Raw genomic sequence first — 25,440 nt, forward strand, 5'->3', positions numbered from 1 at the left:
CACGCATCGGGCCGCTGGGTACGGGACGGCCAACTGGCAGTCACCGCCTGCCGGGGCGACTTCCGTGGGCTGCTCCGCCGGACTACCGTCCGCGGCCCGCCATGCGCTCCAGGCGCGCGACGCGCTGCGCCATCGGCGGGTGCGTGGAGAAGAGCCGGGCCATGCCCTCGCCGCGGCGGAAGGGGTTGGCGATCATCAGATGGCTCGCCGTCTCCAGCCTCGGCTCCGGCGGGAGCGGCAACTGCCGTGTGCCGGCCTCGAGTTTGCGCAGGGCCGAGGCGAGTGCGAGCGGGTCGCCGGTCAGCTGGGCGCCGGAGGCGTCGGCCTCGTACTCACGGGAACGCGAGACGGCAAGGTGGATGACGGAGGCGGCCAGCGGCCCCAGGATCATGATCATCAGCATCCCGAAGAGGCCGGGGCCCTCGTCGTCGTCGCCGCGTCCGAAGGGGATCAGCCAGGCGAAGTTGACCAGGAACATCACCACCGAGGCGAGCGCGCCGGCAACCGAGGAGATGAGGATGTCCCGGTTGTAGACGTGGCTGAGCTCGTGGCCGATGACGCCGCGCAGCTCGCGCTCGTCGAGAAGGCGCAGGATGCCGTCGGTGCAGCAGACGGCCGCGTTGCGCGGGTTGCGGCCGGTGGCGAAGGCGTTCGGCGCCTGGGTCGGTGAGATGTAGAGGCGGGGCATCGGCTGGCGGGCGGCGGTGGACAGCTCACGCACCATCCGGTAGAGCCCGGGGGCCTCGAACTCGCTGACGGGGCGGGCGCGCATGGCCCGAAGAGCGATCCGGTCGCTGCGCCAGTACGCGTAGCCGTTGGTGCCGAGGGCGACGAGCAGTGCGATGAGCAGGCCCGTACGGCCGAAGAAGCTGCCGATGACGATGATGAGTGCCGACAGTCCCCCGAGGAGCAGGGCAGTCCTCAGCCCGTTGTGCCGGTGCACAGTACGCCCTCCAGTGGTGCAGCAGGGGAACCCTGAGCCGCGTGGTCGTGCCACGGTTCGGTGGAACCTCTCCGCCCTGGTCAACGCGGGGAGCCGGACAACAGTTCCCTGCCAGGGGCGACGTGCCCCGTACGGCTCTGGTGCCTGCCGGAAGCGGGGCGGGGGCCGGGCGGGCCCCGGGCGTGCCCCTAGCGCAGGCCCCCGGCGGTGAACGTGAGCACCAGGTCGGGGTCGAGGGAGAGGGCGACGCCGACGGCCGCGGTGAGCGCGATTCCTGCCGCCAGCGGTGCGGCCATGCGCGGGCGCCCCGGCCCTCCCCCGCTCCGCGGGAGATGCCCCCAGTCCGGCTGCGGCTGGGCGGCGGCGGCCGCCGTGGCGCCCGTACGGAAGACGAGCCCGGTCCAGCGCAGGTAGTAGAAGAGGGCGATCACCACGTTTACGGCCATGATCACGGCGAGCCAGCCCAGGCCGTTCCCGACGGCTGTCGAGAAGATCGCCACCTTGGCGAAGAGGCCGACGACGCCGGGCGGCAGGCCCGCGAGGCAGAGCAGGAAGAAGGCGAGCGCGAGGGCGGCGAGCGGGTGGGCCGCGTACAGACCTCGGTAGTCGCGCAGCCGGTTGGCGCTGCTGGTGCGGCTGATGTGGGCCACGACGGCGAAGGCGCCGAGGTTCACCGCCGCGTACATCAGCAGATAGGCCACGGTGGCACCGACGGTGGAGAGCGCCGGGCCGGACGCCTCCGCGCCGCCGGCGTCCGGAGCGGCGGCGGCCAGCGGCACCAGCAGATAGCCCGCCTGCCCGACGGAGGACCAGGCGAGCAGGCGTACGGCTCCGTGTGCCTGATCCGTGCGCTGGCGCAGCGCGGCGACGTTGCCGGCGGTCATGGTGACGGCGGCGAGTACGGCAAGGGCCGGGCCCCACAGCTCCGCGCGGGAGGAGAACGCCTGCACGACGAGGAGGATCAGGCCGGAGATCCCCGCCGTCTTGCCGACGACGGACAGGAACGCGGCGACGGGCACGGGCGCGCCCACATAGGTGTCCGGAACCCAGAAGTGGAAGGGGACGACGGACGCCTTGAAGGCGAAGCCGACGAGAGTGAGGGCGACGCCCGCGCTCCCCAGGGCCTCCAGCTGCGGATCGGCACGGGTGAGTCCCTCGCTGATCCCCTCGAAGTAGAGCGTGCCGGTGACCGCGTAGAGGAAGCTCGCCCCGAGGAGGGTCACGGCGGTGGCGGTCACGGAGGAAAGGAAGAACTTCAGCGCCGCCTCGGCCGATCCGCGGCTGCCGCGCCGCAGCCCGACGAGGGCGAAGGCGGGCAGCGAGGCGGTCTCCAGCGCGATGACGAGGGTGACCAGGTCGCGGGAGGCGGGGATGAGCGCCGCACCGGCGGTGGCGGACAGCAGCAGGAACCAGTACTCGCCGGCCGGCAGTTTCAGGTCGTGCACCGCGGGCATCGACAGCAGCGCGGTGACGAACGCCGCGCCCAGCACCAGGAACTGGAGTACGAGCGCGAGGGTGTCGGCGGAGTAGCTGCACGCCTGGGTGCCGTCGGGCAGGCAGAAGGTCTCCAGGTCCCTCGTACGGAGGAAGAGCAGCGGCAGTGCCGCGAGCACCAGGGTCACGGCGGAGACCGGGCCGAGCAGCCGCTTGCCGCGCTCGGGCAGGAAGAGGTCGGCGACGAGGACGGCGAGTCCGGCCACGGCGGCGATCGTCGGCGGGGAGATCGCGAGCCAGTCGACGGACTGCACCACGGAGTCGGCGGACTGCAGGACAGGGCCGGCGGAGTGGACGACGGAGTCGGCGGACTGCGCGGAACCGGCGGTGTCCGCGGCGGGCGCGGCCCGCACGGCCTCCGCGGCTCCCTGGGCGAGCACGGTCATCGGGTCACTCCTGGCAGAAGGTTCTGCACGGCCGGGTCGCTGAGCCCCAGGAGGAGCGCGGGCCACAGCCCGGCGGCGACGGTGAGCGCGACCAGGGGCGTCCACGCCGCGTACTCGTAGCCGCGCACATCGGGCAGGCGTACGGTCGCCGGTTCGGGATGCTCCCCCGGAGCTGACGGTTCCGGTGACGTGCCCGGCTCCGGGTCCCGCAGCTCCCGGCGCTCACGGTGGTCGGAGGCCCCGCGCTCCTCGAGCGGGTCGCCCATGCAGACGCGGCGGACGACGGCGAGCATGTACGCGGCGGTGAGCAGCGTGCCGAGAGCGCCGACCGCCATGAAGGTGATGAAGGCGGGACGGCTGAGGCCGGCCGCGGGGTCGTATGCGCCGAGCAGCGCCAGCATCTCCCCCCAGAATCCCGCGAGTCCGGGCAGTCCGAGCGAGGCCACGGCGCCGAAGGCGAGCAGCCCGCCGAAGCGCGGCGCCGTACCGTACAGCGCACCGCCCGTCTCCCCCGAAAGAGTGTCGAGGTCGGTGCTGCCCGCACGCTCCTTGAGGGCGCCGACGAGGAAGAAGAGCAGGCCGGTGATGAGGCCGTGGGCGATGTTCGCGAAGAGCGCGCCGTTGACGCCGGTGGGGGTCATCGTCGCGATGCCGAGCAGCACGAAGCCCATGTGGCCGACGGACGAGTACGCGATGAGCCGCTTGAGATCGCCGTTCGCACCGCGGCGGGCCAGGGCGAGGCAGGCCAGCGATCCGTAGATGACGCCGGTCACGGCGAGGGCGCCGAGGTACGGGGCGAAGACCTGCATCCCCTCGGGTGCCACGGGCAGCAGGATGCGTACGAAGCCGTACGTGCCCATCTTCAGCAGGACGCCGGCGAGCAGTACGGAGCCGACCGTCGGCGCCGCGGTGTGGGCGTCGGGCAGCCAGCTGTGCAGCGGCCACATCGGGGCCTTCACGGCGAGGCCCGCGCCGATGGCGAGCACGGCGACGATCTGGGTGGTGCGGCTCAGCTCCGAGTGGTTGTCAGTGGCGAGTGCCACCATGTCGAAAGTGCCGGCCTTGAAGCCGATGAGGAGCAGGCCGAGCAGCATCACGACCGAGCCGAGCAGCGTGTAAAGGATGAACTTCCAGGCGGCGCGGGCCGGTTCACGGGGGTCCCGGGCGTCCGAGCCGCCCCAGCGGGCGATGAGGAAGTACATCGGGATGAGGACGGTCTCGAAGGCGAGGAAGAAGAGCACCAGGTCGAGCGTGGCGAAGGTGGCGAGCGTTCCGGCTTCGAGGAGCAGGATCAGCGCGACGAACGCCTGGGGGCTGCCCTTGCGGCGCGCGGCCGGTGCGTCGTCGTCGGGGCCCGCGGGGGTGTCGTCCGGGTTCGCGGGATCGTCCTCCCGGCTCGCGGACGCGGCCGTGGTGGCGGAGCCGGTGCCGGAGGTCGTGCCGGAGGCGGTGCCGGCACCGGTGCCGTAGCTGTAGAGCGCGCAGAGAAAGGTGAGCAGAGCGGTCAGTACGAGCAGTGGCAACGAGACGCCGTCGACCCCGAGATGGAGGTGAACGCCGAGGGAGGGGATCCACTCGGCGTCCGACTCGGCCTGCATGGTGCCGGGCCGCCCGGTGTCGAAGCCGAGCGCGAGGACGATCGAGGCGGCGAGCACGACGCCGGTGACGGTGACGCCGTGCCGGAGCACGGCCTGCCCGGGGTCGCGGCCCTTGAGCCCGGGCGGCGCCGGCAGCAGCGCGGCGGCGGAGCCGAGCAGGGGAAGGACGAGTACGGCGATGAGGAGCGCCTGCATGACGGTGTTGCTGACGGGGATCACGGTCAGGCCCCTCCGGTTCCGGCGGCGACGAGGACGACGGCCACGGTGAGCAGCAGCGAGCCCACCACGAGAGCGCCGAGGTAGGTCTGCGTGTTGCCGGTCTGCGTGCGGCGTACGAGGGCGCCCAGCAGCCTGGGCCCCTGTCCCGCGCCGCGCACATAGGTGTCGAGGACCTCGCGGTCGAGGAAGCGCACGAGGCGCGCGGCGGCCCGCGTCGGGCGGACGAACAACGCGCTGTAGGCGGCGTCCAGTTGGAAGCCGTGAGCAGCGCTCTTGTGGAGGGGGCCGAGCAGCAGCCGTCCCGGGTCGGACGGGTCGGGAGCGGAGGCGATGTCCCCGTAGGCGGGTTCGTGGGTGGCGATGGCCTCGGCCTCGGAGAGGGCCGGGTCACCCTGCGGGTGCGCGGCCACGGCGCCCATGGGCGCGCGGGACGCGGCGAGGGAGGTGGTGTGCCGCCACGCGGCGTACGTCACGAGCACGCCGACGAGGGCGATCCCGGTGGCGAGCACGGAGGTCACGAGGGTTGGGGCGAGGGATTCGCTGTCGAACCAGCCCGGCAGCACGCCGAAGGCGAGACCGAGCCCGAGGGAGGGCACGGCGAGCACCCACAACACGAGGTTCATGACGACGGGTTCGGGCCCTTGCTCGTCGGCGGACGCGCGCGGGCCCTCGCCGCGGAAGGCGAGGAGCCACAGCCGCGTGGCGTACGCCGCGGTCAGCAGCGCGCCGAGCATGCCGGCCACGAGCACGATCCAGCCGGCGGCCGGGGTTGCCTGGGCCGCCCCGCCGCCGTGCGCGCCGGCGAAGGCGGCGTGCTCCGCGGCGCCGAGCACGGCTTCCTTGGAGAAGAAGCCGCTGAAGGGAGGCACGGCCGCGAGGGCGAGCAGCCCGATGGTCATCGTCCAGTACGCGTCGGGCGCGGTCTTGGTGAGGCCGCCCATACGGGCCATGGCGGCAAGGGAGTTGGTGCCGGCCGCGTGGATGAGGACGCCCGCCGCGAGGAAGAGCAGCGCCTTGAAGGCGCCGTGCGTGAGGAGGTGGAAGACGGCGGCACCGCGGTCGGTGACGGCCAGCGCCCCAGCCATGTAGGCGAGTTGACCGATCGTCGAGTAGGCGAGGACGCGTTTGATGTCGTCCTGGGCGAGCGCGGAGAGCGCCGAGCCGACGATCGTCACGGCCGCCATCAGCGCCAGTACGACTAGCGCGGCCGTGGAGGCGGCGAAGACAGGCAGCAGCCGGGCGACGACGTACACGCCCGCGGCGACCATCGTGGCCGCGTGGATCAGCGCGGAGACGGGCGTCGGGCCGGCCATCGCGTCCGGCAGCCAGGTGTTCAGCGGGAACTGGGCGGACTTGCCTGCGATGCCGGCGAGCAGCAGCAGTGCGATGAGGGTGGGGTGCGACAGCTCGAACTGGGCGAGCTGCGCGGTGAGTTTGCCGGTGATGCCGCTGATGCGGAAGGTCCCCGCGTCGGTGGCGAGCACGAAGATGCCGATGAGGAACGGGACGTCGCCGAGCTTGGTGACGAGGAAGGCCTTGACGGCCGCGGCCCGCGCGGCCTGCGTCTCCCAGTAGTGCCCGACGAGGAAGTACGAGCAGATGCCCATGACCTCCCAGCCGACGAGCAGCACGATGAGGTCGTCCGCGTAGACCACGAGCAGCATCGCGGCGGTGAAGAGGGAGACGAAGGCGGAGTAGCTCGCGTAACGCGGGTCGTCGCGCAGATAGCCGGTCGAGTAGAGCTGCACGCACGAGGCGACGACACCGACGAGGACGGCGACGAGGACGGCGAACCCGTCGAGATGCAGGGCGAGTTCGACGACGAGGGCCGCGTCGCCCGTCGGTGTCAGCTCGGTCGCGGCCTTGAGCGGTTCGCCGCCGCCCTGGCGTACGGCCACGGTGATCGCGAACGCGGTGGCGAGGAGCGTGGGCAGCACGGCCAGCGGCTGCGCGTAGCCGGGCGCGCGGCGGCCGGTGAGGAGTCCCGCGACGGCGCCGAGGAACGGCAGCAGGGGGACGAGGGCGGCGAGTGTCGTGGTGCTCACGCTGTCTGCCTCCCGCTGTCGGTGGTGGACGTCACAGTTGCCGTATCGCCCGGCCGGTCGCCGGGGCCGTCGCCCCCGCCCGTACCGGGACCGTCGTCCCCGCCGGTGCCGGGGGCGTCGTCCCCGTCCGCGTCGGGGCCGCCTTCGCGCAGGTCTCTGAGCCGGTCGATGTCGGAGGTGCCTCGGCTGCGGTACACGAGCAGCACGATGGCGAGGCCGATGCCGATCTCGGCTGCGGCGATGGCGATGGTGAAGAGCGCGAGCGCCTGTCCCGTGTGGAGTTCCTCGCGCAGCCAGACGTCGAAGGCGACGAGGTTGAGGTTGACCGCGTTGAGCATCAACTCGACCGACATCAGCACGAGGATGGCGTTGCGGCGGGCGAGTACGCCGTACAGGCCGGTGGAGAAGAGCAGGGCTGCCAGTACGGCCGGGTAGGCGAGATGCATCAGCGCTGCCCCTCCTGCTTCGTCTCCGGCGGCGCCTCATCCGTCTCGGGCGCCCCCCGTCGGGAGAGGACTATGGCACCGACGAGCGCGGCGAGCAGCAGTACGGACAGCGCTTCGAAGGGAAGCACCCAGCCGCGGAAGAGGGCCTCACCCGTGACCCGGGTGGAGCCCTTCGGGGAGGTGCTCAAGTCGATCCAGGTGGTGCGGAAGGCGTCGACGACGAGGGTGACGAGCGTGGCCGCGGAGACGAGGGCGACGCCGAGCGCGATCCACCGGTTGCCGGAATCCGCGTCGGGCGAGGGGCCTATGGGCGCCTTGGTCAGCATCAGTCCGAAGAGCAGCAGCACGACGACTGAGCCCACGTAGATCAGGACCTGGACCCAGGCGATGAACTCGGCCGTGAGCAGGAGGTATTCGACGGCCACACCGCCGAGCGCCGCCACCAGCCACAGGGCCGCGTGCACGAGCTGCTTGGTGGTGACGGTGACCAGCGCGGCGCCGAAAGTGGCCAGCCCGACGAGCACGAAGACGATCTCGACTCCGGTGGGCGAGAGGAAGCCGGGATGGGCGCCGGCTGCGGCGAGGTTCACGAATCGCCCTCCTGCTCGCCCTTTCGGTGCCCGGAAAGCCCGTCGGGTCCGGACCCGTCGGGTCCGGGCTGCCCGTCCGTGCCGGGTGCGGACTGCCCGTCCGTGCCCGGGACTTCGGACTGCGGCTGCTCCGACTCCGCCTGCTGTGCCGCGAGTTTGTCCGCGGCTTTACGGGCGGCGCCGAGCTCCTTCGGCTCCTCGGCGGCCGGATCGAGCGGCGGCGGCTCGGGCACCGTCCACATCCACTCCCGGAGCTTGTCCCGCTCGTGCGTGAGGTCGCGGATGTCGGTCTCGGCGTACTCGAACTCCGGTGACCAGAACAGCGCGTCGAAGGGGCAGACGTCGATGCAGATACCGCAGTACATGCACAGTGCGAAGTCGATGGCGAAGCGGTCTAGGACGTTACGGCTCCGCTCGCGGCCGCCGGGGGCGGTGGCCGGCATCGTCTCCTTGTGCGAGTCGATGTAGATGCACCAGTCGGGGCACTCGCGTGCGCACAGCATGCAGACCGTGCAGTTCTCCTCGAAGAGCCCGATCACGCCGCGGCTGCGCGGCGGCAGTTCGGGCTGTACGTCGGGATAGTGCGCGGTGACCGAACGGCGCGTCATCGTACGGAGGGTGACGGCCAGTCCCTTTGCGAGTCCGGAGCCGGGCACGGGCATTACTGGATCACCACCTTGACGACGCCGGTGAGGGCGATCTGAAGAAGGGCAAGCGGTACGAGCACGGTCCAGGCCACGCGCTGGATCTGGTCCTCGCGCAGCCGCGGATAGCTCACCCGCAGCCAGATGACGACGAAGGCGAGTGCGGCGGTCTTCAGCAACGTCCACACCCAGCCGAGTTCGCCCGCGGCCGGCCCGTGCCAGCCGCCCAGGAAGAGCACGGCGGTCAGCGCGGAGAGCACGACGATGCCCGCGTACTCGGCGAGCAGGAAGAGCGCGAACCGCAGCCCCGTGTACTCGGTGTACGCACCGAAGATGATCTCGGAGTCGGCGACCGGGGCGTCGAAGGGCGGACGCTGGAGTTCGGCGAGTCCGGCGGTGAAGAAGACCAGCCCGCCGATGATCTGCCACGGCAGCCACCACCACTGCCAGGCGTCCAGGATGCCCGGCAGGGACAGCGTGCCCGCGGCCATCGCGACGGAGGCCGCGGCCAGCAGCATCGGCAGCTCGTAGGCGAGCAGTTGCGCCGCCGTACGGAGTCCGCCGAGCAGGGAGAACTTGTTGGCGGACGCCCAGCCGCCCATGAGCGAGCCCAGCACGCCCACGCCCATCACGGCGAGTACGAAGAACACGCCCGCGTCGACGACCTGGCCGACCGCGTCGCCGTCCCCCACCGGGATGGCGATCAGCACGATCAGGTACGGCAACAGTGCGATGGCGGGGGCCAGTTGGAAGACCCTGCGGTCGGCGCCGCCCGGCACGATGTCTTCCTTCTGGGCGAACTTCACGCCGTCGGCGACGAGTTGGGCCCAGCCGTGGAAGCCGCCCGCGTACATCGGGCCGACGCGGCCCTGCATGTGGGCCATCGCCTTGTGTTCGGCCTGCCCGACGATCAGCGGCAGCAGGAGGAAGGCGAGCAGCACGGCGAGCAGCCGCCACAGGACATCGACCACGTCCATCAGGCGCCACCACCCTCGGCCGTTCCTTCACCGGATCCGCTGTCGGCGTCGCCGGGGCCACGTCGGTCGGCGGGGCCGGGGGCGGAACCGGGGCCGGGGCCTTCGTTACGTCGCTCGCCCTCGTTGCCTCGCTCGCCCTTGCCGGGGGCGCCCTCGCCACGGCCGTCGGCCTCGTCGGGGGCTGGCCCGGCGTCGCGCCGCTCGCCCTTGCCGGGGGCGGGGGCCGCACCGGCGTCGGGGCCGTCGCCGTGCCACGGCGCGTCGGAGGCCGGGGCGCCGGGCTCCGCGTCACCGCGCTGGCTCGCCGAGCCCGCGCTCGCCGACCTCGCACGCCGTGCGGGGCGCTCGGCCGCCCCCGCGCCTGCACGCCCCGCACGTCCGCGCGCGGGTCGCGACGGTACGGGCGGAAGCTGGCCCTTGAGCGGGCCCCACTCGTTGGGGTCCGGGACACCGGGCGGCAGCATCTGCCTGCGCTTGGGGGCACCGTGGGCCGACTCGCCGGGCTCGACCGCGCCGGGCCACGCCTTGGCCACGCGCGCGGCGAGCACGAAGTCCTTGCGAAGCGGGTGCCCTTCGAAGGACTCGGGCAGCAGCAAGTGCGTCAGGCCGGGGTGGTCCGTGAAGGCCACTCCGAACATCTCGTGGGTCTCGCGCTCGTGCCAGGCCGCACCCGCGAAGACGCCGGTCGCGGTCGGCAGTACGGGCGCCTCGTGCGGCACGGTCGTACGCAGCAGCAGCCGGCGAACCCCCACCCCGGCCCCGGCCCCGGCCTGGCCCGCGGCCGGCAGCGCGACGACGTGCGCGCACACCAGGAAGCCGGTGCCGGGCTCGTCCACGGCGCTCAGCCAGTCGAAGAAGCGGCAACCGAGCCCGTCACGGGCCTTTTCCAGAGCGGGAATCCAGGACGCGGCGGGCACATGGACGGTGAGCAGGCCGTACGCCTCCTCCGCGCGGGCTCCTTCGCCGAACAGCGCCTCGGCGCCGTCGGGCAGCCAGCCGACGGGCGTGGTCGCCGACCCGGGCAGCGCGGGCGCGGCGGCCTCGTCCGGCCCTGCACCCTCGCCATGCCCGGCGCCCTCGCCCGGCTCACCCGGAGCGCCCTGCCCAGCACCCTGGCCTGGCTCGTCCGGAGATCCGGGCTCGTCCCGAGCGCCCGGCCCCGCACCCTCGTTCGGCTCGGTCACCGCCCGCCGCCCTCCTCCGGCTCCGTGCCCTTCGCGGGCGGCGGCGTCACCAGACCGCTCGTGAGTGCGGCGGCCGACGGACGCCGTCCGGTGGCCGTGGCCGCGCCGGCCTCCGCGACGTTCCCCGGCGCGTACCGCCGGGCCGTCGACTCGCGCGCGATCTTCTCCTGCAGCTTCAGCACGCCCTGCAGCAGCGCCTCCGGCCTGGGCGGGCACCCCGGCACGTACACGTCGACGGGAATGATCTGGTCGACGCCCTTCGTGACGGAGTACGAATCCCAGTACGGGCCACCGCAGTTGGAGCACGCCCCGAAGGAGATCACGTACTTCGGCTCCGGCATCTGCTCGTACAACCGCTTCACCGCGGGTGCCATCTTGTCCGTGACCGTCCCCGAAACGACCATCAGGTCCGCCTGCCGGGGCCCTGGCGCGAAGGGGATGACGCCGAGCCGGATGAAGTCGTGCCGGGCCATCGACGCGGCGATGAACTCGATGGCGCAGCAGGCGAGTCCGAAGTTGAAGACCCAGAGGCTGTAGCGGCGGCCCCAGTTGAGGATGACCTTCATCGGTTCGGGAGCGAGCCTGGCCAGCGGGCCGAGGGCCTTCGCCGCCACCGCTCCGGCTCCGGCGCCCGCGCCCCCGGTCCCTGCCGGGTCGGGCAGATCCACCCGGTTGCCGTCCCTCTCCTTGTTCGTCACGTCCATTCCAGGACGCCCTTCTTCCATGCGTAGAGCAGGCCGACGGTGAGGAACCCGAGAAAGACGAACATCTCCGTGAGGGTGACGCCGCCGAAACCGGGCGCCGCGAAGACGGTCGCCCACGGGAAGAGGAAGACCGAGTCGACGGCGAAGATCACATACAGGAACGCGTAGACGTAGTAGCGGATCTGCGTGTGCGCCCAGCCCTCACCGACCGGGTCGACGCCGCATTCGTACGTCAGGAGTTTCTCCCGCGTCGGCACCACCGGCCGCAGCAGCCGCCCGGCGCCGAAAGCCACGGCGACGAAGAGCACTCCGACCACCGCGACCAGCCCGACGACCGAGTAGCCGTGGAAATAGTCCGGCACGTCTGCCCTTCCTCACTCACTCGTCCGTCCGGCCACGACGCGGCCCGCACCGTGCGCGAATTCCACCACGCCGTCCGCGTTACGTGCGTCCAGCACTTTGTACGCACGGGAGTCTAGGGCGTACGCGCAATCTTTAACCCGGCAGGACCTGGCAGCGGATTGCATGCCGCGTGTGCCCCTGTATGGGCCTGTTGTCGCCGGAAACCGCCCCTTGCCAGGCCGCACAAGGCCGGAAGAGAATCGCACAACGCTTGTCGGGGTCCGCTCAATTCCGGGATATTCACGGCGATTTGGGCAGTCTCCGCCGGGCTACGCGCGTAACCCCCCACGAGAGGAATACCCGTGCAGAAGCAGCGGAAGAAGATGGCAAGACTCATAGCCGGTGCTGCCGTGGCGCTCGCCGCGGTGAGCCTGGCGCCGATGGGCATCGCCATGGCCGGCGAGGACGGCGCGAAGAAGGCTCCCGCGCAGTCCGCCGTCGAGCAGCACTCCGACGACATCAGCGCCAAGATCGTCGGCGGCAAGCCCGCGGAGAAGGGCGAGTTCCCCTGGATGGTGCGTCTGTCCATGGGCTGCGGCGGTGCGCTCTTCGAGAAGGACGTCGTCCTGACCGCCGCCCACTGTGTGGACGGCAGCGAGGAGACCGACAAGATCACCGCGACCGGCGGCGTCGTCGACCTTGAGGACAGCGACAAGGTCGAGGTGAAGTCCAAGGAGGTCCTCCAGGCCCCCGGCTACGACGGCAAGGGCAAGGACTGGGCGCTCATCAAGCTCGCCGAGCCGATCGACCAGGAGACCCTGCCGATCGCCGAGGACGACTCCAACAACAAGGGCGACTTCACCATCGCCGGCTGGGGTGCGGACAAGGAAGGCGGCGAGCAGCAGCAGAAGATGCTGAAGGCCGAGGTGCCGTTCGTCGACGACGCGACCTGCAAGGGCGCCTACTCCGAGCTGGTGGAGAAGGAAGAGCTGTGCGCCGGCTTCATGGACAAGGGCGAGGTCGACAGCTGCCAGGGCGACTCCGGCGGCCCCATGTTCCGTAAGACCGAGGGCGGAGAGTTCGTCCAGGTCGGCGTCGTGAGCTGGGGCGAGGGCTGTGCCCGGCCCGGCAAGCCCGGTGTCTACACCGAGGTGAGCACCTTCGCCGCGGACATCAAGAAGGCCGCCGCGGACCTGGGCTGACGCCCGGCCGTCCGGCCCGCTGAAGTGACGGCGACGCCCGCGCCTGCGTATCCGACGCATGCGCGGGCGTCGTCGTGTGCGGGCGTCGCCGCGTGCCGGGGCCGTCGTGTGCGGGGCGACCTCGTGCCGGGGCGTACCTCGTGTACGGGCGTCCTCGCCTGCGAGCGCCGTCGTGTACGGGCGTCGCCGCGTGCGGAGCCGCTACCGCGAGGGGGTGGGGTTATCCCCCCGTCGTCCCCCCGCCGAACCCCATGGCGCCGCCCCCGTCCACCGGGCAGTCTTGGTCCATGACCGCGAGCGCACACCCCTCCGGCTACGGGGAACCCCAGGACGAGCGCCTTCCGCCGCCGGCACCGGTGCTCGGCGGGCAGACATGGCGGGAGATCGCTCACCTCCTGAGCAACATGCCGGTCGGGGTGGTGGGGTTCCTCTACATCGCCGTGTGCATCTACGCCAGCGCGATGCTCTCCTTCACGCTGGTCGGGCTTCCGCTGCTCGCGGTCACGCTGCTCGGCGTGCGCCAGCTGGGGCGGTTCGAGCGGGCGCGGGCACGGGTGCTGCTGCGTGTACGGGTCGAGGAGCCGAGCGCGCTGCGTGCGCGGGAGGACGGATTCCTGTCCTGGCTGTGGACGCAGCTGAAGGACTCGGTCGCCTGGCGGCAGGTGCTCTACTTCTTCATCCGGCTGCCCTGGGGGTGGCTGAGCTTCGGTGTGACGCTGCCCGCGCTGTTCGTCGGCTGGCCTGTGCTGCCGTGGCTGGCGCGGGGTCTGACCAATGTGGACCGTGCGCTCGTACGTGCCCTGCTCTCGCCCTCGGACGAGTTGGAGAGGCGCATCGCCGAGCTGGAGTCGGATCGTGGTTCGGTGGCCGACACCGCGGCCGCCGACCTGCGCCGCATCGAACGCGACCTCCACGACGGCGCCCAAGCCCGCCTGGTCACCCTCGCCATGGACCTCGGCCTCGCCAAAGAGAAACTCCTCCAAGACCCCCAAGCCGCCGCCGACATGGTCGACGAAGCACACGGCGAAGTGAAACTCGCCCTCCAAGAACTCCGCGACCTCGCCCGCGGCATCCACCCCGCCATCCTCACCGACCGCGGCCTCGGACCCGCCCTCTCCGCACTCGCCGCACGCTGCACCGCCGACGTCACCGTCACCGTCGACCTCCCCGACCGCCCCGCCCAAGCCATCGAAGGCATCACCTACTTCACCGTCTCCGAACTCCTCCAGAACATCACCAAACACGCAGAAGCACGCACCGCCCGCATCGACATCTGGAAAACCAACAACCGCCTCCTCCTCCAGACCACCGACGACGGCAAAGGCGGCGCCACCACCACCGGCACCGGAACCGGACTCGCCGGACTCGCCGACCGCCTCACCGCCGTCGACGGCCTCCTCATCCTCGACTCCCCCACCGGCGGCCCCACCACCATCACCGCCGAACTCCCCTGGCGCGAGCGGGAGTCCGGGCACGCGGGCCGCCGCGGCGGAGACTCCCGCAGGGGCGGCGGACGCGTGCGGGGCCCGCGCGGAACGCGGGCCGAGAAGAAGGGGGCGCGCATCGCGCCCCAGGGCTGACCGGGGGCGGGGGCCTGGCGTATCTGGGGCTAGCACCGGCTGGATGCCATACGGCGGCGCGGCGCTCCGCGCCTGCCGCATGCGGGTGCGTTCTTGCCGTCCCCGGTCCCTTCTCAGCGGGCACTCGCTTCACCGGCCAGGGGGCCGGGGACGGCAACGAACGAACAGTGCCGTCCGGGCTCTCCGGACAGGCCGAGCCCGTATCAAGGCGCGAACGGCACACCGCCCACCGGCCCCGGACCAGAACCGCCCGGCGACCGGCCGCCACCCCCGTCCCCCGCGATATGCGAACACCCTGACGCAGCCGAGGGCCGGGCGGGACCGGCCCCTGTGCCACGAGCGCGCACCCCGCGCAAGGCGCGGCACCGGCCGGCCCGCCGGAGGTGGGGTAAACCCCCTCACGGAGACGCGTGCTCACGCCATGGCCGCCGCCCGCGCTCAAGGCGGACCCTGTAAGAGAAGGTCGCCCGGGCCAGGTCGGACCAGTCGCTGCCCGAGCGACGCCCGGGCGGCCCGTCCGCGCCCCCGGTGCGCGACCCGAGACACATACCAAGGACCCCGGTCCACGGACCCCGGAAGGACGGGCACCCACCTCATGGCCACCGCATCCGACATCGCGCGGCCCCGGCCCCACCGGGTGCCGGGTGCGCTGCGCGCACCCTTCGAGGGCCGCGCCTGGCGTGAGCTGCTCCACGTCGTCACCGGCCTGCCGCTGGCCTGCGTGTACTTCGCCGGCGCCGTCGCCATGCTCTCGGCCGGCGCCGGTCTGCTGATCACGTTCCTGGGCGTTCCCATCCTGGCCGCGGGCCTGATGGGCTGCCGCGCCGCCGGCTGGGTGGAGCGGGGGCGCGCACGGGTCCTGCTGGACGTGGACGTGGCCGAGCCGGAGCCCGTACGCACGCTCCAGCGGCGCCCCGGTCTGATGCCGTGGGTGGGGGCGCTGCTGCGCAGCGGCGTCTCGTGGCGGCACCTGCTCTACACGGTGCTGCACTTCCCGTGGGCGCTGTTCTCCTTCGTCGTCTCCGTCGTCCTCTGGTCCGTAAGCCTGGGCCTGACGCTCTACCCGGCCTGGCAGTGGGTCTTCCCGCGCCATCTGGGCCAGCCCGGCATCCGGCTGGGGCCCGACGGCGCGACGGCCGACGGCACGACACAGCTCGGCGGCATGTACGTGGACAGCCCGCCCGAACTCGCGCTCACCAGCGCGGCCGGACTGGCACTGCTGCTGGTGACCCCGTGGGTCGTGCGCGGGCTGACCCACGTCGACCGGCTGATGGTGCCGGGGCTGCTCGGCCCGTCACAGCTCGCGACGCGCGTGCAGGAACTGGAGTCGGATCGTGGTTCGGTGGCCGACACCGCGGCCGCCGACCTGCGCCGCATCGAGCGCGACCTCCACGACGGCGCCCAAGCCCGCCTGGTCACCCTCGCCATGGACCTCGGCCTCGCCAAAGAGAAACTCCTCCAAGACCCCCAAGCCGCCGCCGACATGGTCGACGAAGCACACGGCGAAGTGAAACTCGCCCTCCAAGAACTCCGCGACCTCGCCCGCGGCATCCACCCCGCCATCCTCACCGACCGCGGCCTCGGACCCGCCCTCTCCGCACTCGCCGCACGCTGCACCGCCGACGTCACCGTCACCGTCGACCTCCCCGACCGCCCCGCCCAAGCCATCGAAGGCATCACCTACTTCACCGTCTCCGAACTCCTCCAGAACATCACCAAACACGCAGAAGCACGCACCGCCCGCATCGACATCTGGAAAACCAACAACCGCCTCCTCCTCCAGACCACCGACGACGGCAAAGGCGGCGCCACCACCACCGGCACCGGAACCGGACTCGCCGGACTCGCCGACCGCCTCACCGCCGTCGACGGCCTCCTCATCCTCGACTCCCCCACCGGCGGCCCCACCACCATCACCGCCGAACTCCCCTGGCGGGTCTGACCGGATCCGGTGCCGGCCCGTCGCGGGCCGGCACCGCCCCCGGCCCGGGTCCGGCTCCCGCGGCAACCCGGCGACCGGCTGCCGCGTCCCCCCGCCCGGCGGGCCGGAGTCTGGAATGCTGAGCGCGTCACATGCGTCGTACTGAGCAGTCCGAAGGGGAGCCGGGGGGCCTGGGAATGGCGGAGTACGTGGAGGACAAGGTGCAGGTGGTCATCGCGGAGGACTCGGTTCTGCTGCGGGAGGGCCTGACCCGCCTGCTGACCGACCGCGGTCACGAGGTCGTCGCGGGGGTGGGCGACGGCGAGGCGCTGGTGAAGACCGTCGCCGACCTGGCGGCCGCGGGCTCCCTGCCAGACGTGGTGGTCGCGGACGTGCGTATGCCGCCGACCCACACGGACGAGGGCGTGCGGGCTGCCATCGCGCTCCGCGAAGCCCACGCCGACCTCGGCGTACTGGTGCTCTCGCAGTACGTGGAGGAGCAGTACGCGACGGAACTGCTGGCCGGCTCCAGCAGCGGCGTCGGCTATCTGCTCAAGGACCGCGTGGCCGAGGTGCGGGAGTTCGTGGACGCGGTGGTCCGGGTCGCCGACGGCGGTACGGCACTCGACCCGGAGGTCGTCGCACAGCTTCTGGGCCGCAGCCGCAAGCAGGACGTACTGGCGGCGCTGACCCCGCGCGAGCGGGAGGTGCTGGGTCTGATGGCGGAGGGGCGGACGAACTCCGCGATCGCGCAGCAGTTGGTGGTCAGCCACGGCGCCGTCGAGAAGCACGTGAGCAACATCTTCATGAAGCTGGGCCTGTCGCAGAGTGACGCTGATCACCGTCGGGTGCTGGCGGTGCTGACGTACCTCAACTCCTAGCCGCGTACGTACCCGGCCCGACACCCCGTCACCAGCGCCCTGAACAGGGCCTGCAGCGCCTGGCGGCGGACGGCGGCGGGAGGAGGAAGAGCCGCGCGGGGCACCGGCGGGACCGCCCGCCGGGCGTCTCAATATGGGGTCCGCGATGTGGTCACTCAAAGGAAGGTAACCCTTACCGGCGTACGATGGCAGGCGAGCCGCCGCCTCGAAGGAGGTCCGATCCACCGTGACCAACCAGGTCAACAGTCCAGCCGGGCAGCACCCGGACGCCGACGAGCCCGCGGCGAACGGGATGAACGGGACGAACGGCACAAACGGGAACGCCCCCAACGGCGCCCCGGCCGTCGGCCACGCTCCCGGCAGGCCCGCCTCCGCCAAGGAGGTCCGGCGCCTGGACCGGGTGATCATCCGGTTCGCGGGCGACTCCGGCGACGGCATGCAGCTCACCGGCGACCGCTTCACCTCCGAGACGGCCTCCTTCGGCAACGACCTCTCGACGCTGCCGAACTTCCCGGCGGAGATCCGCGCCCCCGCGGGCACGCTCCCCGGCGTCTCCTCGTTCCAGCTGCACTTCGCGGACCACGACATCCTCACGCCGGGCGACGCACCCAACGTGCTCGTCGCGATGAACCCGGCGGCGCTGAAGGCCAACGTCGGCGACGTGCCTCGCGGCGCGGAGATCATCGTCAACACCGACGAGTTCACCAAGCGCGCCATGGCCAAGGTCGGCTACGACGTGAGCCCGCTGGAGGACGGCTCACTCGACGGCTACCGGGTGCACGAGGTGCCGCTGACCACCCTGACCGTCGAGGCGCTGAAGGAATTCGACGTCGGCCGCAAGGACGCCGGCCGCTCGAAGAACATGTTCGCCCTGGGCCTGCTGTCCTGGATGTACAACCGCCCCACCGAGCAGACCGAGCACTTCCTGCGCACCAAGTTCGCCAAGAAGCCGCAGGTCGCCCAGGCGAACATCGCCGCGTACCGGGCCGGCTGGAACTTCGGCGAGACCACCGAGGACTTCGCCGTCTCGTACGAGGTCTCGCCCGCCACCACCGCGTTCCCCCCGGGTACATACCGGAACATCTCGGGCAATCTCGCCCTCGCCTACGGCCTGATCGCCGCCTCGAACCAGTCCGGGCTGCCGCTCTTCCTCGGCTCGTACCCGATCACCCCCGCCTCCGACGTGCTGCACGAGCTGTCGAAGCACAAGAATTTCGGGGTGCGCACCTTCCAGGCCGAGGACGAGATCGCCGGCATCGGCGCCGCCCTGGGAGCGGCCTTCGGCGGTGCGCTCGGCGTGACCACCACGTCCGGGCCGGGTGTGGCACTGAAGTCGGAGACCGTCGGTCTCGCGGTGTCGCTGGAGCTTCCGCTGCTGGTCGTCGACATCCAGCGCGGCGGCCCGTCCACGGGGCTGCCGACCAAGACCGAGCAGGCCGATCTGCTCCAGGCGATGTACGGACGGAACGGCGAGGCGCCGGTGCCGGTCGTCGCGCCCTCCACTCCGGCCGACTGCTTCACGGCGGCGCTGGAGGCGGCCCGCATCGCACTGACGTACCGCACTCCCGTCTTCCTCCTCTCCGACGGCTATCTCGCCAACGGCTCCGAGCCCTGGCGCGTACCGGAGACCGCTGAACTGCCGGATCTGCGCGTCCAGTTCGCGCAGGTGCCCAATCACCGGCTCGACGACGGCACCGAGGCCTTCTGGCCGTACAAGCGCGACCCGCAGACCCTGGCGCGGCCCTGGGCGGTCCCGGGAACCCCCGGCCTCGAACACCGCATCGGCGGCATCGAGAAGCAGGACGGCACCGGCAACATCTCCTACGACCCGGCCAACCACGACCTGATGGTGCGTACGCGGCAGGCCAAGGTCGACGGCATCGACGTCCCCGACATCGAGGCCGACGACCCGGACGGCCGGGCGAAGACGCTCGTGCTGGGCTGGGGTTCGACGTACGGACCGGTGACGGCAGCCGTACGCCGCCTGCGCAAGGACGGGCAGCACATCGCGCAGGCGCACCTGCGCCACCTCAACCCCTTCCCGTCCAACCTCGGCGCGGTGCTGCGGCGTTACGAGCGGGTGATCATCCCCGAGATGAACCTGGGCCAGCTGGCCACCCTCGTACGCGCCGAATTCCTCGTCGACGCCCACTCCTACACCCAGGTCAACGGCATGCCCTTCAAGGCCGAGCAGCTCGCGACCGCATTGAAGGAGGCCTCCACCGATGACTGAGACGACACCGGAGACCCGGCAGAGCGAGGCGCTCTCGCTGGTGCCGAAGGCCGAAGCCGCGCAGAGCATGAAGGACTTCAAGTCCGACCAGGAAGTGCGCTGGTGCCCCGGCTGCGGCGACTACGCCGTGCTGGCGGCCGTGCAGGGCTTCATGCCCCAGCTCGGTCTCGCCAAGGAGAACATCGTCTTCGTCTCCGGCATCGGCTGCTCGTCTCGCTTCCCGTACTACATGAACACCTACGGGATGCACTCCATCCACGGCCGCGCCCCCGCCATCGCCACCGGCCTGGCGAGCACCCGGCGCGACCTCTCGGTGTGGGTCGTCACCGGCGACGGCGACGCCCTGTCCATCGGCGGCAACCACCTGATCCACACGCTGCGCCGGAACGTGAACCTGAAGATCCTGCTCTTCAACAACCGCATCTACGGGCTCACCAAGGGCCAGTACAGCCCCACTTCGGAGACCGGCAAGATCACCAAGTCGACGCCGATGGGCTCGCTGGACTCCCCGTTCAACCCCGTCTCGCTCGCGCTGGGAGCGGAGGCGTCCTTCGTGGCCCGTACGGTCGACTCGGACCGCAAGCACCTCACCAGCACGCTCCGCGCGGCCGCCGACCACCACGGCACGGCGCTCGTGGAGATCTACCAGAACTGCAACATCTTCAACGACGGCGCCTTCGAGGCCCTCAAAGACAAACAGCAGGCGCAGGAGGCCGTGATCCGCGTGGAGCACGGCGAGCCGATCCGCTTCGGCACGCCCGGCGAGGACGGCCTCGGCTCGAAGGGCGTCGTCCGCGACCCGGCCACCGGCGATCTGCGTGTCATCGAGGTCGCGGAGGAGGGCACCGACGCGCTCGTCGTGCACGACGCCCACGCGGACTCGCCGACGACGGCGTTCGCGCTGTCCCGGCTGGCCGATCCGGAGACCCTGCACCGCACACCGATCGGGGTGCTGCGGGACGTGCGGCGGCCCGTGTACGACGCGGACATGAACACGCAGCTGGAGGCGGCAGTGGAGAACCACGGCAAGGGCGATCTCGGTGCGCTGCTCGCGGGCAACGACACCTGGACGGTCGCAGGCTGACGCGACGGCGCAGCTGACGGGAAGGGCGCGGCCCGCCGGACGACACCGGTGGGGCCGCGCCCTTCCTGTGCCGCGGCCCCCTTCCTGTGCTGCCGCGCCCCGGCCCGTGTGCGCCCCAACGGCGGTGTCAGTACCGTCATGTGAAACGGAGATGACATCCGGCTCCGGGCGGCGTTACGGTCGATCCGGCACCGACGGCCCGCACAGGAGGAGACGGTTCGTGGCAACTCGAAGCGACCAGCGGACCGGCCTGCTCTACGGATTCGCCGCCTACGGCCTCTGGGGGATCCTCCCCCTGTACTGGCATCTGCTCGAATCCACGCCCCCCGGCGAGGTCCTGGCCCACCGGATGGTGTGGTCCCTGCCGACCGCTCTGGTGCTGCTGGCCGTGCTGCGGCGCTGGTCCTGGATACGGCCGCTGCTGCGGCAGCCCAAGCGGCTCGCCCTCGTCGCCGTCGCCGCCGCGGCGATCTCCGTCAACTGGGGCCTGTTCATCTGGTCGGTGAGCGTCGGCAGGGTCCTGGAATCGTCCCTCGGCTACTTCATCAACCCGCTTGTCTCCATCGCCTTCGGCGTGCTGCTGCTGCGCGAGCGGCTGCGCCCCGCGCAGTGGGCCGCCGTCGGCATCGGCGCGATCGCGGTGGCCGTGCTGAGCATCGCGTACGGGCAGGTGCCCTGGCTTTCGATCACCCTCGCCCTCTCCTTCGCGACGTACGGACTGGTCAAGAAGCGCGTCCTGCTCGACGGCATGGACGGTTTCAGCGCCGAGAGCGCCGTCCAGTTCTTGCCCGCCATGGGCTTCCTGGTCTATCTGTGGGCCACCGGTGAGGGCTCCTTCACCACCGAGGGCACCGGTCACGCCCTGCTGCTCGCCGTCGCGGGTCTGGTCACCGCGGTCCCGCTGATCTTCTTCGGGAGCGCGGCCGTGCGGCTGCCGCTCTCCACGATCGGGCTGCTGCAGTATCTGGCGCCGGCGCTGATGTTCGTACTCGGGCTGCTGGCCTTCCATGAGGAGATGCCGCCGGAGCGCTGGACGGGCTTCTTCCTGGTGTGGGCCGCGCTGTGCGTGCTGACCTGGGACGCGCTGCGCACCAGGCGCCGGGCGCGCGAACAGCTCCGTACGGCCGCGGCGCGTGCGGAGGAGGTGGCGGAGGCCGCGGGGACGGCGGAGGTGGCGGAGGCCGCCGCGCCGGGGACCTCGCCCTCGCCCTCGTCGTCGCCGCCCCGGCTCCGCTAAGCCGTGATGTCGCGGCTGGTGAAGCGGGCCCACGCCGCCGAGCCGAACACGGCCGTGTAGAGCGCCTGCAGACCGAGGTTCTTCGCGAGCCCGTCCCAGTAGACGGGGTCGCGCAGCAGGTCGGCGAAGCTCAGCCAGTAGTGCGGGAAGAGATAGGGCTGTACGGCGTGCAACTGCGGGATGGTGTCCACGATCTGAACCATCAGCAGCAGCCCCACGGTGGCCGCCATCGCGGCGATGCCGCTGCTGGTGAGCGTGGAGATGAACAGGCCAAGAGCGGCCAGCCCGGTGAGTGAGACGGCCACGGCGGCGGCGATCGCCAGCGCCCGCAGCAGGCCCTCCGCGAAGGAGACGGTGGTCCCCGAGAGCAGGGTGACCTCCCCGAGCGGGAAGAGGACCGCGCCCGTGGCGAGCGCGAAGACGGCGACGACGAGGGTCGCCGCGAAGCAGAAGACCATCGTGCCCGCGTACTTCACCAGCAGCAGCCGCGTACGTCCAGCGGGAGCGACCAGCAGATAGCGCAGCGTCCCCGCGTTGGCCTCGCCCGCGACCGAGTCTCCCGCGATCACTCCCACGGTCATCGGCAGGAAGAAGGGCAGTGTGGCGGCGAGCGAGGTGAAGACCAGGAAGAGGCCGTTGTTGGTGATCTGCGAGATGAACGCCGGCCCGGCGCCGCCCCCGCCGCCGCCCGGACCCCCGTCCGCCGTCTCGATCTTGACCGCGATGCCGACCAGCACCGGGATCACCGCGAGCACGCCCAGCAGCGCCACGGTGCGCCAGCGGCGGAACGTCGTCAGAAGCTCGCTGCGGAAGAGCCCGGAGGCGCGCCGGCGGCCCGTTCCGGCGCGCGGGACCGTGCCCGTCCCGGAGACCGCGCCCGGGGCGGAGCCGTGAGCCGAACCCGTACCGGAGCCGTGACCCGACCCGGCGAGGTCAACCTGCGACATCGAAGCCCTCCCCGGTGAGCGAGACGAAGACGTCCTCCAGGGAAGCGCGCGTCACGCCGAACCCCCGTACCCGGACCCCGGAGCGTACGAGCGCGGTGTTCAGATCGGCGAGATCGGGTGCGGAGCCCCCCTTGGACGGCGGCTCGTGCCTCCGGGCCGCCTCCGGCGGCAGTTCGCCCGTGACCTCGTCGCCCAGCACCGTCAGGTCGTCAACGCCGTGCTCCTTCAGTACGCGCGCCGCCTCGGCGCCGTCCGGTGTGGTGACCGTGAGCCGGCCCCGGGCGTCCGCCGACATCTCGGCGACGGTGCCCTGGGTGACGAGCCGTCCGCGGTTCATCACAGCGGTGTGCGAGCAGACCTGCTCGATCTCGTCCAGGAGGTGGGAGGAGAGGAAGACGGTGGTGCCGTCCTCGGCCAACGCCCGTACGAGTGAACGGATTTCGCGCATGCCCTGCGGGTCGAGGCCGTTGGTCGGCTCGTCCAGCACCAGCAGTTCGCGCGGCTGGAGCAGGGCTGCGGCGATGCCCAGACGCTGCTTCATGCCCAGTGAGTACGCCTTGGCCTTCTTGCCCGCCGCGGCCGCGAGTCCGACCCGCTCCAGCGCCCGCCCGACCCTCGCCCGTCGCGTACGGGGATCGGCCGTGGGGTCGGCGGCGTCGTAGCGGTGGAGGTTGCCGCGCCCGGAGAGGAAGCCGTAGAGCGCCGGGCCCTCGATGAGGGCGCCGACGCGCGGCAGCACACGCCGTGCCCCGGACGGCATCGGCTCGCCTAGCACGCTGACGGCTCCCTCGGTGGCGTCGATGAGGCCGAGCAGCATGCGGATCGTGGTGGTCTTGCCCGAGCCGTTGGGTCCGAGAAAACCGAAGACGCTGCCGCGCGGTACGGCCAGATCGAGCCCGTCGACGGCGAGTTGCCCGCCTCGGTAGCGCTTGCTGAGCCCGCGCGTCTCGATGACCGCTGCGGGGGGCGGCTGAGCCATGGCGCTCCCGTGGGTCGGGTCGGGTGTATCTGCCTCCGGTACGTCCGTCCCCACCGCCCACGGCGGGCGGCGGGGACGGAATGGTTCGGACCGAGTCGGCCCGACTACTCGTGGCGGAAGATCACTTGGCGGCGGCGTCGGCGGCCTTGATCAGGCCCTCCTTCGTCACGGCGCCCACGTAGACCTTTCCGTCGTCGGTCATCAGAGCGTTCACCAGCCGCGTGCTGAAGACCCGGCCGGTGCCGAAGTCGCCCTCGGCCTTCTCGGTGAAGCTGTCGAACATCTGCTGGGCCTGCGGCGACTTGCCGTCCTCGCCGCCGGGTGCCGAGGCGCCCGGCAGGCCGCCGGCCGCGCCCTCGCCCATGTCGATCTCGGCGACGGAACCCCAGCCCTTGCCCAGTGTGTTGAGCCCGGAGAACCCGAGTGCCTCGCCCTTGCCGGACTTCTCGCCCTTCTCGCCCTTTTCGAGCTTCTCGAGCTCCTTGAACTTCTCGGACTTCTTGAGCTCCTTGAACTTCTCCGCCCTGTCGGACTCCCCGGCCCCGCCCTTGTCTTCGGGCCTGCCCGGGTGCTTGCCGTCCGCCATGCCGCGGGGGTCCGCCTCGGTGACGTCTGTGCCCTTCGGCGGCTTGAAGTCGAACGTGCCGGCGTCCGGCTTGCCGAAGTCGACCTTGGTGTAGGCCACCTCGACGACCGGCTTGCCGCCGCCCTTCGGGGCGAGCGTGAACTTCAGAGGTGTGCCGTTGTCCGCGTCCACCGCGATCCGTACGGAGTCGACGGTCGAGTGGGGGGCGCCCTTCGGCTTGATCAGCAACTGGTAGGCGTCACGGCCGGCGACCTGCGCCGTACCGTCGACGGTCACGGACGTGGAGTCCTTCGAGGCCTTCAGCGCCTGCTTGGCGGCCTCCTGAGGAGTGACGCTGCCGAGTCCGCCGTGGCCCTTGCCGTGCTCGCCGTCCTTGCCGTGCTTCCCGGCGGCGCCCTCCGGTGCCTCCGCGTGGAAGGCGGAGTCCGAGCCGCTGTCGTACGTCCAGACCTCCCCGCCGTTGCGGATGAAGCTGTATTCGGACGCCTCCTCGACGACGGAGACGCGCTGCTTGTCGGGGCCGTCGGCCGCGACGCGGAGCGTGTGCTCGCCGGAGGCCAGCTCCATCAGCTTGTCCTGGGGGGAGGCCCCGGGGCCCTTGTCGCCGCCGCGCTCGCCGCCCTGCTCGCCGCCGCCCTGACCGTCACCGTGCGGGCCGCCGCCGAAGAGGCCGCCGCCCGGCTGGCCGCTGCCGCCGCCGACGCCGGGCATCTCGGGCAGGCCCAGGTCGGTGCTGACCTTCACGGTGCCGGACATCTGCTGGGTGTCGGACGCGGCCATCTTCGCCACCAGCTCCTCCGCCGAGATCTTCGGCAGATCGGGGGCACCGGTCTGGGCGAGCGCCGGGACGAGCCCGATGGTCACCGCCGCGATTCCGGCGACGCCGGCTGGTATCCCGTACCGGACGCCCTTCCTGCCGGATGTCCTCGGTTGGATCTGTGCCATGTCGTGCCCTACCTCCGGGTCGGTGGCCGGTTCTCTACGTGCACTCGTCCGTCCCCTGCCTTCGGCGGGGAGACCCCACGCCTGCTCGGCCATTGTCCCCGAATTCCGCGGGAACGTGCGGGGTGGTGTCTCAATGGCACCAAACCGGTGAGCGATTCGCGTCAGCCGGTGGAGGCAACTCCGCCTACTCCTGCGGGTGGAGAAGCGGAGGCTCGCGTCCCCCGTGCGGAGGCCTGCGAACGGGTGCGATCCCTGAGCCGTTTCGGGGGTCCT

The 25,440-nt window shown here is 71.6% G+C and carries 21 protein-coding genes; 7 read left to right on the forward strand and 14 right to left on the reverse strand.

Features of this window, described 5'->3' with window-relative positions:
• Positions 1-82: 82 nt before the first annotated feature.
• The 11 genes from htpX to ACSMXX_RS12295 form a co-directional block, all read right to left on the reverse strand.
• Positions 83-943, reverse strand: a complete 861-nt coding sequence (gene htpX / locus ACSMXX_RS12245) for a zinc metalloprotease HtpX (RefSeq protein WP_473184049.1) — start codon at positions 941-943, stop codon at positions 83-85.
• A 188-nt stretch (positions 944-1,131) separates the two neighbouring features.
• A complete protein-coding gene (locus ACSMXX_RS12250; RefSeq protein ID WP_473184050.1) occupies positions 1,132-2,823 on the reverse strand; it encodes an NADH-quinone oxidoreductase subunit N in 1,692 nt (563 codons plus the stop codon).
• Positions 2,820-4,646, reverse strand: coding sequence for a complex I subunit 4 family protein (locus ACSMXX_RS12255; protein WP_473184750.1), 1,827 nt, complete (start codon positions 4,644-4,646; stop codon positions 2,820-2,822). The genes ACSMXX_RS12250 and ACSMXX_RS12255 overlap by 4 nt, the downstream gene beginning before the upstream one ends.
• Positions 4,643-6,685: an NADH-quinone oxidoreductase subunit 5 family protein gene (locus ACSMXX_RS12260; protein ID WP_473184051.1), complete on the reverse strand. Its 2,043-nt coding sequence runs from the start codon at positions 6,683-6,685 to the stop codon at positions 4,643-4,645. The genes ACSMXX_RS12255 and ACSMXX_RS12260 overlap by 4 nt, the downstream gene beginning before the upstream one ends.
• Complete coding sequence (gene nuoK / locus ACSMXX_RS12265) at positions 6,682-7,131, reverse strand: NADH-quinone oxidoreductase subunit NuoK (protein ID WP_473184052.1); 450 nt, start codon at positions 7,129-7,131, stop codon at positions 6,682-6,684. The genes ACSMXX_RS12260 and nuoK overlap by 4 nt, the downstream gene beginning before the upstream one ends.
• Entirely contained in the window at positions 7,131-7,721 is a 591-nt protein-coding gene (locus ACSMXX_RS12270; protein ID WP_473184053.1) for an NADH-quinone oxidoreductase subunit J family protein, read from the reverse strand. Before ACSMXX_RS12270 ends, nuoK begins: the two co-directional genes overlap by 1 nt.
• Positions 7,718-8,383, reverse strand: a complete 666-nt coding sequence (locus ACSMXX_RS12275) for a NuoI/complex I 23 kDa subunit family protein (protein WP_473184054.1) — start codon at positions 8,381-8,383, stop codon at positions 7,718-7,720. Before ACSMXX_RS12275 ends, ACSMXX_RS12270 begins: the two co-directional genes overlap by 4 nt.
• On the reverse strand, positions 8,383-9,345 hold the full coding sequence (locus ACSMXX_RS12280) for a complex I subunit 1/NuoH family protein (protein ID WP_473184751.1): 963 nt from the start codon (positions 9,343-9,345) through the stop codon (positions 8,383-8,385). Before ACSMXX_RS12280 ends, ACSMXX_RS12275 begins: the two co-directional genes overlap by 1 nt.
• Positions 9,342-10,526 carry an NADH-quinone oxidoreductase subunit C gene (locus tag ACSMXX_RS12285; RefSeq protein WP_473184055.1) on the reverse strand — a complete coding sequence of 395 codons (1,185 nt, stop codon included), beginning with the start codon at positions 10,524-10,526 and terminating at the stop codon, positions 9,342-9,344. The genes ACSMXX_RS12280 and ACSMXX_RS12285 overlap by 4 nt, the downstream gene beginning before the upstream one ends.
• Positions 10,523-11,230, reverse strand: coding sequence for an NADH-quinone oxidoreductase subunit B (locus ACSMXX_RS12290; protein ID WP_473184056.1), 708 nt, complete (start codon positions 11,228-11,230; stop codon positions 10,523-10,525). Before ACSMXX_RS12290 ends, ACSMXX_RS12285 begins: the two co-directional genes overlap by 4 nt.
• A complete protein-coding gene (locus tag ACSMXX_RS12295) occupies positions 11,221-11,592 on the reverse strand; it encodes an NADH-quinone oxidoreductase subunit A (protein ID WP_070008874.1) in 372 nt (123 codons plus the stop codon). Before ACSMXX_RS12295 ends, ACSMXX_RS12290 begins: the two co-directional genes overlap by 10 nt.
• Before the next feature lie 342 nt (positions 11,593-11,934).
• Here ACSMXX_RS12295 and ACSMXX_RS12300 point away from each other — a divergent pair, with 342 nt between their 5' ends.
• The 7 genes from ACSMXX_RS12300 (at position 11,935) to rarD (ending at position 21,710) form a co-directional block, all read left to right on the forward strand.
• The gene (locus tag ACSMXX_RS12300) at positions 11,935-12,774 is read left to right on the forward strand and encodes a S1 family peptidase (RefSeq protein WP_473184057.1); all 840 of its coding nucleotides are present in this window, start codon (positions 11,935-11,937) and stop codon (positions 12,772-12,774) included.
• Between the two features lie 287 nt (positions 12,775-13,061).
• Positions 13,062-14,354: a sensor histidine kinase gene (locus ACSMXX_RS12305; RefSeq protein ID WP_473184058.1), complete on the forward strand. Its 1,293-nt coding sequence runs from the start codon at positions 13,062-13,064 to the stop codon at positions 14,352-14,354.
• 595 nt (positions 14,355-14,949) lie between these two features.
• Positions 14,950-16,296 (forward strand): sensor histidine kinase, encoded by a 1,347-nt coding sequence (locus tag ACSMXX_RS12310; protein ID WP_473184059.1) that lies wholly within the window; start codon positions 14,950-14,952, stop codon positions 16,294-16,296.
• Positions 16,297-16,472: 176 nt separating this feature from the next.
• On the forward strand, positions 16,473-17,156 hold the full coding sequence (locus ACSMXX_RS12315) for a response regulator transcription factor (RefSeq protein WP_473184752.1): 684 nt from the start codon (positions 16,473-16,475) through the stop codon (positions 17,154-17,156).
• A gap of 226 nt (positions 17,157-17,382) precedes the next feature.
• Positions 17,383-19,389 (forward strand): 2-oxoacid:acceptor oxidoreductase subunit alpha, encoded by a 2,007-nt coding sequence (locus ACSMXX_RS12320; protein WP_473184060.1) that lies wholly within the window; start codon positions 17,383-17,385, stop codon positions 19,387-19,389.
• Positions 19,382-20,473 carry a 2-oxoacid:ferredoxin oxidoreductase subunit beta gene (locus tag ACSMXX_RS12325; protein WP_473184061.1) on the forward strand — a complete coding sequence of 364 codons (1,092 nt, stop codon included), beginning with the start codon at positions 19,382-19,384 and terminating at the stop codon, positions 20,471-20,473. The genes ACSMXX_RS12320 and ACSMXX_RS12325 overlap by 8 nt, the downstream gene beginning before the upstream one ends.
• A 220-nt stretch (positions 20,474-20,693) precedes the next feature.
• Positions 20,694-21,710 carry an EamA family transporter RarD gene (gene rarD / locus ACSMXX_RS12330; RefSeq protein ID WP_473184062.1) on the forward strand — a complete coding sequence of 339 codons (1,017 nt, stop codon included), beginning with the start codon at positions 20,694-20,696 and terminating at the stop codon, positions 21,708-21,710.
• Here rarD and ACSMXX_RS12335 read toward each other — a convergent pair.
• The 3 genes from ACSMXX_RS12335 to ACSMXX_RS12345 all read right to left on the reverse strand — a co-directional run bounded on the left by ACSMXX_RS12335 (position 21,707) and on the right by ACSMXX_RS12345 (position 25,167).
• Positions 21,707-22,657, reverse strand: a complete 951-nt coding sequence (locus ACSMXX_RS12335) for an ABC transporter permease (protein ID WP_473184063.1) — start codon at positions 22,655-22,657, stop codon at positions 21,707-21,709. The two genes, rarD and ACSMXX_RS12335, sit on opposite strands and share 4 nt — an antisense overlap.
• Positions 22,644-23,636, reverse strand: a complete 993-nt coding sequence (locus ACSMXX_RS12340) for an ABC transporter ATP-binding protein (RefSeq protein WP_473184064.1) — start codon at positions 23,634-23,636, stop codon at positions 22,644-22,646. The genes ACSMXX_RS12335 and ACSMXX_RS12340 overlap by 14 nt, the downstream gene beginning before the upstream one ends.
• 121 nt (positions 23,637-23,757) lie before the next feature.
• Positions 23,758-25,167: a LolA family protein gene (locus tag ACSMXX_RS12345; protein ID WP_473184065.1), complete on the reverse strand. Its 1,410-nt coding sequence runs from the start codon at positions 25,165-25,167 to the stop codon at positions 23,758-23,760.
• Between the last annotated feature and the right edge of the window lie 273 nt (positions 25,168-25,440).

This window comes from Streptomyces sp. DSM 116795 (genome assembly GCF_055792905.1).

Excerpts from the sequence above, each read along its gene's own strand:
- ACSMXX_RS12315 (WP_473184752.1), top strand. The coding sequence starts at position 16,473 with ATGGCGGAGTACGTGGAGGACAAGGTGCAGGTGGTCATCGCGGAGGAC.
- ACSMXX_RS12250 (WP_473184050.1), bottom strand. The coding sequence starts at position 2,823 with ATGACCGTGCTCGCCCAGGGAGCCGCGGAGGCCGTGCGGGCCGCGCCC.
- ACSMXX_RS12335 (WP_473184063.1), bottom strand. The coding sequence starts at position 22,657 with ATGTCGCAGGTTGACCTCGCCGGGTCGGGTCACGGCTCCGGTACGGGT.
- ACSMXX_RS12305 (WP_473184058.1), top strand. The coding sequence starts at position 13,062 with ATGACCGCGAGCGCACACCCCTCCGGCTACGGGGAACCCCAGGACGAG.
- ACSMXX_RS12310 (WP_473184059.1), top strand. The coding sequence starts at position 14,950 with ATGGCCACCGCATCCGACATCGCGCGGCCCCGGCCCCACCGGGTGCCG.
- ACSMXX_RS12345 (WP_473184065.1), bottom strand. The coding sequence starts at position 25,167 with ATGGCACAGATCCAACCGAGGACATCCGGCAGGAAGGGCGTCCGGTAC.
- ACSMXX_RS12325 (WP_473184061.1), top strand. The coding sequence starts at position 19,382 with ATGACTGAGACGACACCGGAGACCCGGCAGAGCGAGGCGCTCTCGCTG.
- ACSMXX_RS12275 (WP_473184054.1), bottom strand. The coding sequence starts at position 8,383 with ATGCCCGTGCCCGGCTCCGGACTCGCAAAGGGACTGGCCGTCACCCTC.
- ACSMXX_RS12340 (WP_473184064.1), bottom strand. The coding sequence starts at position 23,636 with ATGGCTCAGCCGCCCCCCGCAGCGGTCATCGAGACGCGCGGGCTCAGC.
- nuoK (WP_473184052.1), bottom strand. The coding sequence starts at position 7,131 with ATGCATCTCGCCTACCCGGCCGTACTGGCAGCCCTGCTCTTCTCCACC.
- ACSMXX_RS12290 (WP_473184056.1), bottom strand. The coding sequence starts at position 11,230 with ATGGACGTGACGAACAAGGAGAGGGACGGCAACCGGGTGGATCTGCCC.